Source organism: Pseudomonas sp. MF08817 (genome assembly GCF_059862705.1).
Window position 1 is genome coordinate 1 of the sequence record NZ_JCBCUY010000065.1, and the last position, 11,093, is coordinate 11,093.

At 60.3% G+C, this 11,093-nt stretch carries 11 protein-coding genes; 4 read left to right on the forward strand and 7 right to left on the reverse strand.

All coding sequences use genetic code 11. The annotated features are described in order from the left end of the window. Positions 1–113: 113 nt before the first annotated feature. From AC19YR_RS23920 to AC19YR_RS23945, 6 genes are all read right to left on the reverse strand, one after another. The gene (locus tag AC19YR_RS23920) at positions 114–425 is read right to left on the reverse strand and encodes a hypothetical protein (protein WP_500600368.1); all 312 of its coding nucleotides are present in this window, start codon (positions 423–425) and stop codon (positions 114–116) included. After that, complete coding sequence (locus tag AC19YR_RS23925) at positions 425–895, reverse strand: hypothetical protein (RefSeq protein ID WP_500600369.1); 471 nt, start codon at positions 893–895, stop codon at positions 425–427. The genes AC19YR_RS23920 and AC19YR_RS23925 overlap by 1 nt, the downstream gene beginning before the upstream one ends. Before the next feature lie 3 nt (positions 896–898). Next, on the reverse strand, positions 899–1,366 hold the full coding sequence (locus AC19YR_RS23930; protein ID WP_500600370.1) for a hypothetical protein: 468 nt from the start codon (positions 1,364–1,366) through the stop codon (positions 899–901). Next, positions 1,363–2,247, reverse strand: a complete 885-nt coding sequence (locus tag AC19YR_RS23935) for a DUF4123 domain-containing protein (RefSeq protein WP_500600371.1) — start codon at positions 2,245–2,247, stop codon at positions 1,363–1,365. Before AC19YR_RS23935 ends, AC19YR_RS23930 begins: the two co-directional genes overlap by 4 nt. 4 nt (positions 2,248–2,251) lie before the next feature. Next, positions 2,252–4,927: a type VI secretion system Vgr family protein gene (locus AC19YR_RS23940; RefSeq protein ID WP_500600372.1), complete on the reverse strand. Its 2,676-nt coding sequence runs from the start codon at positions 4,925–4,927 to the stop codon at positions 2,252–2,254. A 133-nt stretch (positions 4,928–5,060) separates the two neighbouring features. Continuing rightward, positions 5,061–5,789 carry a TraX family protein gene (locus AC19YR_RS23945; RefSeq protein ID WP_500600373.1) on the reverse strand — a complete coding sequence of 243 codons (729 nt, stop codon included), beginning with the start codon at positions 5,787–5,789 and terminating at the stop codon, positions 5,061–5,063. Positions 5,790–5,895: 106 nt separating this feature from the next. On the opposite strand from AC19YR_RS23945, the gene AC19YR_RS23950 reads away from it, so the two are divergent. Together AC19YR_RS23950 and AC19YR_RS23955 are read left to right on the forward strand one after the other, a co-directional pair. Further along, complete coding sequence (locus AC19YR_RS23950; protein WP_095110938.1) at positions 5,896–6,936, forward strand: threonine aldolase family protein; 1,041 nt, start codon at positions 5,896–5,898, stop codon at positions 6,934–6,936. 187 nt (positions 6,937–7,123) lie between these two features. Further along, on the forward strand, positions 7,124–7,339 hold the full coding sequence (locus AC19YR_RS23955; protein WP_095110939.1) for a hypothetical protein: 216 nt from the start codon (positions 7,124–7,126) through the stop codon (positions 7,337–7,339). A 49-nt stretch (positions 7,340–7,388) separates the two neighbouring features. Here the strand turns inward: AC19YR_RS23955 and gbcB are convergent, their stop codons facing one another. Then, positions 7,389–8,489, reverse strand: coding sequence for a glycine betaine monooxygenase reductase subunit (gbcB, locus tag AC19YR_RS23960; protein ID WP_095110940.1), 1,101 nt, complete (start codon positions 8,487–8,489; stop codon positions 7,389–7,391). Positions 8,490–8,771: 282 nt separating this feature from the next. Between gbcB and gbca the strand changes: the two genes are divergently transcribed. Both gbca and AC19YR_RS23970 read left to right on the forward strand, forming a co-directional pair. Then, positions 8,772–10,067: a glycine betaine monooxygenase oxygenase subunit gene (gbca, locus tag AC19YR_RS23965; RefSeq protein WP_095110941.1), complete on the forward strand. Its 1,296-nt coding sequence runs from the start codon at positions 8,772–8,774 to the stop codon at positions 10,065–10,067. A gap of 762 nt (positions 10,068–10,829) precedes the next feature. Continuing rightward, on the forward strand, positions 10,830–10,985 hold the full coding sequence (locus tag AC19YR_RS23970; RefSeq protein ID WP_500600374.1) for a prepilin-type N-terminal cleavage/methylation domain-containing protein: 156 nt from the start codon (positions 10,830–10,832) through the stop codon (positions 10,983–10,985). The last annotated feature ends 108 nt before the right edge of the window (positions 10,986–11,093 follow it).

Below are 11,093 nucleotides of genomic sequence, written 5' to 3' on the forward strand. Positions count from 1 at the left end.
CTGAGTCAGCTGCCGGTAATGCGTAGTCATCTGCGCTTGAATCCTTCGGTGTGAGAGCCTGGATTCTACCGGTGGCTGACTCTCTGCCTATCGTTTCAAACGTTGCACTTATTCTATGAATTCAGGTCGTAAATAGCGTCACCGGCTTTATCGGCGATGGCAGCGGCCAATACTCGGGTTTCAGGGTCGAAGTCGGCGCCGAGGCCGGGGTAGTAAAACTTGCGCTTGCCCTCCGCCTTACGTTCATAAGCCGCACCATGCAACTTAAGTACATTTGAAGCTGGCGCCGTCATTTCAGAAAGTCCAAATCCATCAAAATAAAAACTCAACCACAACACCTGCTGACAGACAGGACACAACTCCTCCGACTCGGATTTAATTCTGTCAAAAAGAACATCATCTGAACTTAGTTCTATATCATCCATCATTGCACTTCCTCTTCAGATGGCGGCATAATTTCTGGCGCACCCATGTAATCCACCCACTGCAACTGCGGAATTCCATTTTTCATAAAGAAGATTCGGAAATAGCGAGAGCTTGAAGATTCAGGCTGCGGGATAGTCACCTGCACTGTATGCTCCACTTCCGGAACTTTAGCTGCATACTCAGCCTTGTTCTGAACAAACACCCAGTGCAAACTCACTTGCTTCCCTGGAGTCACCCGACATCCACACATAAACCCCCCGCCACCGCCATAGATACCACGTCCATCTCTTCCAGATGGATTCCCCGAACAACCAGACTTGCTTTCCCCATCCAATCTGAATTTATGTATTTGCCGCTCATACTGGTTATACCCAGTAATACAAACCTCCTTCGAGGCAGGTTCAAAAACATCACCGCAACCCGCCAGCGAAGTCACTAACAGGCCTGCCATCAGTAGTTGTTTATTCATTTCTTATTCTCCTTCGGTTGGTGGCATGATTCTTGGGGCACGCAAATCATCCACCCACTGCAACTGCGGAGTTCCATTTTTCATAAAGAAAACTCGGAAATAGCGAGAGGTAGGAGATTCAGGCTGAGGAATAGTGACCTGCACTGTATGTTCAACTTCCGGAACCTTAGCGGCATACTCCGCCTTATTCTGAGCAAAAACCCAATACAAACTCACTTGCTTCCCTGGCGTCACACGACACCCACACACATATCCCCCGCCGCCGCCATAGGTGCCATGCCCTTCTCTTCCAGAGGGATTCCCCCAGCAACCAGATTTACTTTCCGCATCCAATCGAAACTTATGCAACTGCCGCTCATACTGGTTATACCCAGTAATACAAACCTCCTTCGAGGCAGGCGAAAAAATATCGCCATACCCCACCAACAAACTCACCAACGCCACGCCACCCAAAAATAGTAATTTTTTCATTTTTCGCGCCTATCAAAAACACGACTCAAGTGCTTCCCTGTACGCCATGCCCGCAGGCTTGACAGCACGTCTTCACCGCTATTGCGACAACGCATCACCAACGCAGAAATTTCGCCCCGTTCAATATCTGACAAGGGCAATCCGATGAGCAGCGCGCAACAGCGGTAGAGCGTTGTAAGTTCAAGTTCGCCGCCATCGTTTAATAGCGCGATCAACTGGGTGATGTGTTCATAGATGAAAAACGGATCGACATTTACCGGTACATGTCCGCTGTTTTGCAGTTCAACGGTCAGTCGGTCCGCCCATTCCAATCGCTCCAGCGCCAGCAGTTCCTGATCGCTCAGGCCCCACGTCGCTGAGCGGCCAAACAGGGGGATGGATGGGTTTGCCGTGTCGATGACGCCGTCGCGGCGCACGTAAACCCACGCCTGGGCGTGGCCCAACAAGGCATTGATGCGCCGAGGCTCAAGGACCTTGAGCAGCGCCTGCAATGACGTTGAGTCGTAGAAGCGCAGCAACCCGGTACGGTGTTTAGAAAGGGCCACGTTGGTTTTTCGACTCAGGCCCCGGGCCAGTTGCTCGCGGGGCAAGGCACTGACCAACAGGGTAAAGGCGAAAGGGCGGCGGGCCAGGGAGCGCTCCAGCAGCGACGCCACCCAATGGTGCTCATACGGCATCAACAGGCCACAGATTTCGGGTGCGCTGGCTTCGGGCCGGCCTTTGAGCAGGTTGTCGATTTGCCGGCACGCGAGCAGGTCTTTCCACGGGAGCGCATTGATAGATAACTGTGCCGCATCGATCAGTAGGTAGCGGGCCAGTGTGGGGTGGTTGTCGTGGGCTTGTTGCGCGGCCAGGTGCCAGCGCGCCAGTAAGGTCGGCATGTTTTTATCCTCTGGGCGAGACGTTTCGATGCAAGCGCGCCAAGTGGCGCAGGCATGCCACGCACACGGGTGGGTTGAGGGCGGGCAGCGTGGGCGCGGGGCGTTGGGCTGGCCCGGTCAGCGCATGGTGCTGTGCCTTGAACGTCACGCTGCCCGGCGCCGTGATTTCAATGTTGCCTCCCCTCAGGCGGATGGCTGCGCCCTGCACGTGCAACAACACCTGGCGGTGGCCCTGCACCCGGGCGCTGGCCTGGGTACTGCGCATGTGCAAATCCCGTTGTGCGGCGACATTGAGCGTGTCGCTGCGCGCTTGCAGGCTGACCGCGCCCGTGGCCGCGTGCAGGGCGATGCCGGGGGTGGTCACGGGGCCGTGCTCGGCGGCGGCGCCACGGGTAAACAGGACCAAGCCGTTTTCCGCGAGAAAACCGCAGTGGCCTTGGGCGGTAAGGTTGAGGTGCCCGCCGGCATTGAGCAGGCCATGGCTGCCCGCGGCCCAGATTTGATCTTGGGCGGCCAGGCTCAGCACCCCGGCCTGGCCGTACAGCGCCAGCATGGGTCGGCTCCAGGCGACGGCTTGCCCTTCACCGCCGCCGATACCTGCCGCGCTGGGTTGCCCTGCGCAGGTTGCCGCCAGGCTTGCCAGGCTGCTGCGTAGCGCTTGGTCGACGGGCAGCTGTGCCGCATCGGTGGGCCACCCGGCATTTTGCCGATGGGCACTGGCGGCCAATTGCTGCACTTGGGCCTGGGCTTTTTCCAATTCGGCGAACAGGCCTTGGGCCTGCATTTGCTGGTCGGCCGGTTCGGTGCTCAGCAGTAATCCTGCGCCGGCGCGCACCGCGCCCTGGGCCTGGGTGTGCAGCTCCATGCCATAACCCCGGTCGGCCAGGCGCTGGTTGTCCTGGGTCAGTTTCAGATGGCCCAGGGTCAGGCCGCTGTGGTAGTCGCTGGTGTACAGGTGGATGCGGCTTTGCCCGGGGCTGTCGTCAAATTGCAACTGGCGATAGCCGCCAAGGCCGGTGTGGCTGGTGGCCAGATCCTGGGTTTTCCAGCCGCTGAGCACACCGGCATGGCCGTTGCCAGGGAACCACGCCGGGGCGTTGCCGGTGCTGCCCGATGCCCCACCCGCCACCCGGTTATGCGGCGCATTGGCCTGGCCGCGGCCGTTATACAAGGCGCCGATCACCACGGGGCGGTCGATATTCCCTTCCAGGAACGCCACCAGCACTTCCTGGCCGACCCGCGGGAGCCAGGCGCTGCCCCAATTTTGCCCCGCCTGCGCGGTGGCCACTCGCACCCAGGTCCCTACGCTTGCATCCGCCGGGGCGTTGTCGGTTTGCCGGGGATGGGCTAGATAGCTGGCCGAACGTGTGCCGCGCTGCCAGTGGAATTGCACTTTGATGCGGTGGTCACGGTCCGTCAGCAGCGGCCCGCCGTCGCCGATCACAATGGCGCTTTGCGCGCCCTGCACCGTGGGCACGGGATGCAGGCGACGGCCATGCCCGTCCTCGGTTTGCGGGCGGTAAGCCTGGTGGGCCGAGATCAGGGTGAAGTGGTTGCGGTACAGCTCAACGACGGGCTCCCCCACCGGCCCCAGGCCCGCCAGTACCGCCGCTTGCAGTTGCGCATCCAGGTTGTTGCGCGCCTGGTGGTGAACCCGTAGGCACAGCAGTGGCTCGTCTTCTGGAACGCTGTCATGGCCACTGAGGCAAATCCGCGAGCCGGCCGCCAATCGGCGCCATGTGCCCTGGCCCTGCACCTGCCACCGCGCCGTGCGCTGCGCATCGAGATGTTGTCGGGTGCGCTGTGCTCCCTGCATCGCATCCACCCAAGCGTAGGGGCCGACCGCCTCCTCATCGACACACCCTTTGATACCGTCATCGCTTTGCGCCTGCGCCGACAGCCGCGAGTGGCTGCGGTAATCCCAGCTTTGGCGCCGCACTTGGCCGACCATCCAGCGTTCTTCTTGTGCGCAGTGCTGGATGCTGTCATCTGCCTCGGTCACATCGCTGCGATGAAAACGCACTGACACGGGCGGGGCTGGCGCCAACGTGGCGTTACTGTCGGTCAACACCAGCACATGGCGGCCCAGGCCCGGGGCCTGCACGTCGCCCTGGTGCTCAACGTGGTAGGCAATGCCTTCCTCGGCCAAAAGCCGTTGGACAAAAGCCAGGTCGGTTTCCTGGTACTGCGTGGTCAGGCTGCGTTTGCGGTAACGGCGCGGGTCATCGAGTGCCCAGCGCCAATGCGGTTGCACCACGCCGTGGCGATAGAACGCAAAGATCTGCTCGCAGATTTCCATCACGTTCAGGTCGTGAAAGGCGTAGCTGTCCTGGCGCAAGCGCAAGAGCGCCAGCCAGGGCTCGATACGCAATTGGTAGCGCGCCAGCCCACCATTGCTGGCGACTCGGGTGCAATGGCTGAGATGGCCGTGGAATGAGCGCAGCTCACCCTGTGAATCGGCGCACTGCACCTGCAAGAGCACCGGGGCGCCCAGCCACTGTTCGATCGGCAAGCCGCCATCGCAGGACAACGCGCTCAAGCTTAGGCAGAAGCCGCCCTGATCCAGTGCCTCCCAGCCGTCGAGGTGTTCGGCGACCAGCACCTGCGCACCCAGCGTGGTGTGCAAGCGTAATAACCGATTCCGCTGGGACAGATCATCGTGCAACAAGGTAGAAGACATTCCTTTACCCCCGGCTCAACAAGAGCGCAGAAGGGTAAAGACTCAACGTCCCGGCAGAATGTCGGAACGTTCCTGTTTTTCGGACATCCACTTCCTGATCCGGCGATCACGGGCAAGCCCTCTCCCACAGCGCTCAGGTGACAATCCAGCGCACCCCCAGCAGCAGCAAAAAGTGCGCCGGATAAAGCCCATAGGCCCAGCGCCGCATGGGCGGTGGGCAGGCGTTGCGGGCATGGCGCAGCAAGGCCAATCCCAGCCAGGGTGCAAGCAAGCACGCCAGCAAGGCCGCGCCGGCGAGGTCGTTGCCGTGGCGCAGGGCCGGCCACAACACTTGCCACTCATTGGCCGCCACGCAGACCGCCCCGGGTAGCAGGCTCCAATACCCGGGGCGGCGGATCACCAGCAGGGTCGCCAACGGCAGCAGCACGCCAAAGAGGCCGAACATCAGATGCTCCCCCAACAGCGCCGCCAGCACCAGGGCCCCCAAGCCCAGCAGGCGGCTGTGCAGCCCGGGGGATTGCCAGCCGCGGGCCACCAGCAGGCCCAGCGCCAGGGTGGGCAACACGTTGAGGGTGTCGGCGTTGGCCATGAATAGGCGATAGGGGATTTCGCTCAGGGCGCTGAACAGCAGCAGCCAGCCCAGGTAGCGCCACTGGCCTTTGGGCGCCGCGCTGCCGGCACGGGCCAGGTTGGCCGCCATCGCCAGGCAAAACCAGGGGAACGCCAGGCGCCCCGGCACGTAGAGCATGTCCAGTTGCCAACCGACATAACGCAGGTGGTCAAGCACCATGCCCAACAGCGCCAACCACTTGAGCAGGTCCAGCGCGCCGTCGCGCCGCGTGGATGGTTCGGATGCGCGCATAATCCCTCAAGCCCTCTGCATTTTTGCGTCATAAACAGGGCGTGTGCTCGCCCGCCAATCTTGGGTAAAGTGCCCGCCATCCCCGCCCTCAATCACGGACACGGCCATGACCGACAAGAGCCAGCAATTTGCCAGTGACAACTATTCCGGTATCTGCCCCGAAGCCTGGGCCGCCATGGAACAGGCCAACCAGGGCCACCAGCGCGCCTACGGCGACGACGAGTGGACGGCCCGGGCCTCGGACTATTTCCGCAAGTTGTTTGAAACCGACTGCGAAGTGTTCTTCGCGTTCAACGGCACGGCCGCCAACTCCCTGGCCCTGTCGTCGCTGTGCCAGAGTTACCACAGCGTGATCTGCTCGGAAACCGCCCACGTCGAAACCGACGAATGCGGCGCCCCGGAGTTTTTCTCCAACGGCTCCAAACTGCTCACCGCCCGCACCGAAAACGGCAAGCTGACACCCGACTCGATCCGCGAAATCGCCCTCAAGCGCCAGGACATTCACTACCCCAAGCCCCGCGTCGTGACCCTGACCCAGGCCACTGAAGTGGGCAGCGTCTACACCCCGCAGGAAATCCGCGCCATCAGCGCCACCTGTAAGGAGTTGGGCCTGAACCTGCACATGGACGGCGCGCGGTTTTCCAACGCCTGCGCGTTCCTGGGCTGCTCGCCCGCCGACCTGACCTGGAAGGCCGGCGTCGATGTGTTGTGCTTTGGTGGGACGAAAAACGGCATGGCGGTGGGCGAGGCGATTTTGTTCTTCAACCACAAACTGGCCGAAGACTTCGATTACCGCTGCAAGCAGGCGGGGCAGCTGGCGTCGAAAATGCGCTTTCTCTCCGCCCCGTGGGTGGGCCTTTTGGAACACGACGCCTGGCTCAAGCACGCCCGCCACGCCAACCACTGCGCGCAACTGCTGAGCAGCCTGGTGGCGGACATTCCCGGCGTGGAACTGATGTTCCCGGTGCAGGCCAACGGCGTGTTCCTGCAACTCTCGGAACCGGCCATCGCCGCCCTCACCGCACGCGGCTGGCGCTTCTACACCTTTATCGGCAAGGGCGGTGCGCGCTTCATGTGCTCGTGGGATACCGAGGAAGAACGGGTACGGGAACTGGCGGCAGATATCCGCGAAGTGATGGGGGCCTGACACTCATCGCGCAACGGGCGCTGGAGCACCACCTGCCCGCTCGTCGGCACTGTCATTTCTGACAGTATCAACAAGCACCTTGGCAGCGTTAGGTTCTGTAGGCCTGAAAGGGGTCTGTGCAGCCTTTCGGGTAAACGTTCTGCGCCGATGATTCGGCGGAGCATCGCAACCAAGGCAGGTGACTGAAATGAAAAATGCAGACAGCTACAACGCCGAAAAAACCGGCGTATTCGTCAGCTACGAAGACTTTTTGAAACTGGCGAACACGGGCGACCTTCTGACCCATGACCAAGCAGGGTTACCGCCCAAGCAAGTGTTGAAAAAAATCTTCAGGGCCCACGCAAACAGGCCGGGCGAGTACGAAATCCTGATTGCGGTCACCGACCCGACTCCGACTCCATAAGCGCCCTGCGGCTCGCGCGCCCACTGCCATTGCAGGGGCGCGCGACTTCCTAGAACTCGATCCGCACATCGCCCTTCGGCACGCTGCAGCACGACAGGATGTAGCCTTCGGCTTCGTCGTCTTCAGTGATGCCGCCGTTGTGCTCCATCTCCACTTCCCCGCCCAGCTTGCGCACTTTGCAGGTACCGCAGATGCCCATGCCGCAGGCCTTGGGGATCATCAGGCCGAGTTTGGCGGCGGCGGCGTGGACGGTTTCGCCCGGTGCCACGCGGATGCTTTTGCCCGAGGCAGTGAACTCCACCTGATGCAGGTCCGCCAGGTCCACTTGCGGGGCGTCGGCGGCCTGTTCGGCTTGCTCCACCGCGTCGGCGCGGGCCTCGGGCGGCGTGGCGCCGAAGGATTCCTCGTGGTAGCGCGCCATGTCGAACCCCGCCCCTTCCAGCAGGCGCTTGACCGCATTCATGTAAGGCGTAGGGCCGCAGCAGAACACCTCGCGCTCCATGAAGTCGGGGGTCATCAGTTCGAGCATCTTGTGGTTCAGGTAACCGCGATAGCCGGCCCAGGGCTCGCCCAGGCCATGTTTTTCACAGATCAGGTGCAGGCTGAAGTTGTCGATGCGCGAGGCCATGTGCTCCAGCTCGCGGTGGTAAATGATGTCCTTGGGCGAGCGGGCGCTGTGGATAAACACCATGTCGACATTGGCGTTGGTGTCGTAGAACCAGCGGGCCATGGACATGCACGGGGTGATGCCGACGCCGCCGCTCAGGTACAGCACTTTCGGCGCCGGGAAGTCGATGGCGTTGAACAGCCCCACCGGCCCATGCACCGCCAGCTCCTGGCCTTCGTGCAGGGTGTCGTGCAACCAGTTGGAAACCTTGCCCCCGGGGATGCGCTTGATGGTCACCGAAAAGCTGTAGGGCACCGACGGCGAGCTGGAGATGGTATAGGAGCGCATGATCGGTTGGTCGTCGATTTCCAGCTCCAGGGTGACGAATTGCCCCGGTTTGAAAAAGAACAGGATCGGCTGGTCGGCCATGAAGCAGAAGGTGCGCACGTCCCAGGTTTCCTGGATGACCTTGACGCACCGCACGATATGCCGGCCGTTGGCCCAGGTCTGGGTGGTTACCGGGTTCAGGAAGCTGTTGGACATGCTGTTCTCCGCTGCCGGGATTCGGCCTGATGGTGGCGATTTTGCGTATAGCGCAGAACGCCCATTTACCTATCTGCGACATTCACATGCTTATCGCGACCAGCCCCCAGGCGCCGGGGGTTGCGCGTCGGGAACAGGTTGGGCCATGTCGCCCATGGATAAGGTTGCCGCCCGCCCCCGCCCCACACTCGCCACACCGGACAAACACAATCCTGTGCCTTGCGTAGTAACCGTAGCCACTAATTCTGTCGGCCACACCGAATGGCCTTGAGGACATACACGATGGACGTCACCGCAACCCTGAGCCTGGGCGATCCGCTGGAACCCGCACGCAAGGCCACCGCACAGATGCTGCAAGAACGCGAGCGCACGTTTTCGCTACCGCAGCCGTTCTACTGCGACGAACGCCTCTTCGATATCGACATGCAGGAGATCTTCCAGAAGGAATGGTTGATCGCCGGCATGACCTGCGAAATCCCGGCCAAGGGTAACTACCTGACCCTGCAGATCGGCAAGAACCCGATCATCGTCATCCGCGGCGCCGAAGGCGTGGTGCATGCTTTCCACAACGTGTGCCGCCACCGCGGCTCGCGCCTGTGCACCAGCGACAAGGGCAAGGTCGCCAAACTGGTGTGCCATTACCACCAATGGACCTACGAACTGGACGGGCGCCTGCTGTTCGCCGGCACCGAGATGGGCGCCGACTTCGACATGCAGCAATACGGCCTCAAACCGGTGAACGTGAAAACCGCCGGCGGCTATATCTTCATCAGCCTGGCGCAGAACCCGCCGGCCATCGATGACTTCCTGGCCACCCTCAACCACTACATGGAACCCTACGACATGGAGAACACCAAGGTGGCGGTGCAAACCACCCTGGTGGAAAAGGCCAACTGGAAACTGGTGCTGGAAAACAACCGCGAGTGCTACCACTGCAACGCCTCGCACCCGGAGCTGCTCAAAACCCTGCTCGAATGGGACGACGTCACCGACCCGCGTGCCGACCAGGCGTTCAAGGACCACGTCGCCGCTTCGGCCGCAGCCTGGGACGCGGAGAAAATCCCCTACGCCCACGCCAGTTTCGGCCTGCGCAACCGCATCGTGCGCATGCCGCTGCTCAAAGGCACCGTGTCGATGACCCTGGACGGCAAGCAGGGCTGCAAAAAACTGATGGGCCGTATCAAGAACCCAGACCTGGGCTCGATGCGCATCCTGCACTTGCCCCACTCGTGGAACCACTGCATGGGCGACCACATCATCGTGTTCACCGTGTGGCCCATCAGCGCCCAGGAAACCATGGTCACCACCAAATGGCTGGTGCACAAAGATGCGGTCGAAGGCGTGGACTATGACGTCGAGCGCATGCGCCAAGTGTGGGACGCCACCAACGACCAGGACCGGCGCCTGGCCGAAGAAAACCAGCGTGGCATCAACTCCACTGCCTACCAGCCCGGGCCGTATTCCAAGACCTATGAGTTCGGTGTGGTCAACTTCGTCGACTGGTACAGCGAACGCCTGCTCAACAACCTGGGCGCCGCCCCGGCACCGTACCTGAAGGGAGTTGCGGCGCATGAGTGACTGAGCTGTGGCAGTGGGGCACCCGGTCAAAAAATGAGCAGATGCCCCACAGCCCGCTGCCACCCTGGCTCCTAGCCATCGCCCAACAACTTATCCACAAAGCCGCCCACAGACATTGTGGGCAAGTAGCGCGTTTACCCCCACTAGAGCGAAGAAAAACCGTGACTTATTCAAAGTACAGGGTTGTGGACAGCTTTGATCGTTTTTTGATCTAAAGCCTGAAAGCCACGTTTTTAAAGGGCTACAGGCGAACACAAACACCTTATCCACAGAAACGCCAACAGACTTTGGGGGCAACTTGTTCACAATGGCGCAGCGCTGTGGAAAACCCGGCAAACACCTGAAATAACTGGGGTTTCACGCCTTTCGCAAATAAAAACCGGACAATCGATCAAAAAACGCTCAAACCACTACACGCCTTTATCCACCTAGCCTGTGGCGTAAAGCGAACATCTTATCCACAGAAACACCAACAGACTTTGGGGGCAAAAACCGTCTTGCCTGCCCCGACGCCGAGAGGCGGTGTGGATAACTGCGGAGCGCAGCCACCGCGCTCAAAACCAACCGATATAACCCTTAGTGCAAAAAACAGTAACTTTAAAAATCAGATATTTACTCTAATTACGCCTACCCAAGCACAGACACGTTGCACTTTTTCTGTTTGCAACCAAACTTCATCTACACTCTTAGTCTCTAGGTAGTTCATTTCGCAATAGCCTGGGTTATTCAAGCAGTCCTTGGCGGAAACAAGGAGACAGACAGGTGATAAGGCAGGCTTCGCTATATTCAATAGCGTCGCGCCATCACTTCGCCACAGGTTTCACGCTGATTGAATTACTACTGACGCTGGCTCTATTGGCCACACTTGCGACAGTAGCTTATCCGCTGACGGCATTGATGCCTGAATTCATAGAATAAGTGCAACGTTTGAAACGATAGGCAGAGAGTCAGCCACCGGTAGAATCCAGGCTCTCACACCGAAGGATTCAAGCGCAGATGACTACGCATTACCGGCAGCTGACTCAG

Coding starts and splice junctions, on each gene's coding strand:
- AC19YR_RS23930 (WP_500600370.1), bottom strand. CDS start 1,366: ATGAAAAAATTACTATTTTTGGGTGGCGTGGCGTTGGTGAGTTTGTTG.
- AC19YR_RS23950 (WP_095110938.1), top strand. CDS start 5,896: ATGACCGACAAGAGCCAGCAATTTGCCAGTGACAACTATTCCGGTATC.
- AC19YR_RS23940 (WP_500600372.1), bottom strand. CDS start 4,927: ATGTCTTCTACCTTGTTGCACGATGATCTGTCCCAGCGGAATCGGTTA.
- AC19YR_RS23925 (WP_500600369.1), bottom strand. CDS start 895: ATGAATAAACAACTACTGATGGCAGGCCTGTTAGTGACTTCGCTGGCG.
- AC19YR_RS23945 (WP_500600373.1), bottom strand. CDS start 5,789: ATGCGCGCATCCGAACCATCCACGCGGCGCGACGGCGCGCTGGACCTG.
- gbca (WP_095110941.1), top strand. CDS start 8,772: ATGGACGTCACCGCAACCCTGAGCCTGGGCGATCCGCTGGAACCCGCA.
- gbcB (WP_095110940.1), bottom strand. CDS start 8,489: ATGTCCAACAGCTTCCTGAACCCGGTAACCACCCAGACCTGGGCCAAC.
- AC19YR_RS23955 (WP_095110939.1), top strand. CDS start 7,124: ATGAAAAATGCAGACAGCTACAACGCCGAAAAAACCGGCGTATTCGTC.
- AC19YR_RS23935 (WP_500600371.1), bottom strand. CDS start 2,247: ATGCCGACCTTACTGGCGCGCTGGCACCTGGCCGCGCAACAAGCCCAC.
- AC19YR_RS23920 (WP_500600368.1), bottom strand. CDS start 425: ATGGATGATATAGAACTAAGTTCAGATGATGTTCTTTTTGACAGAATT.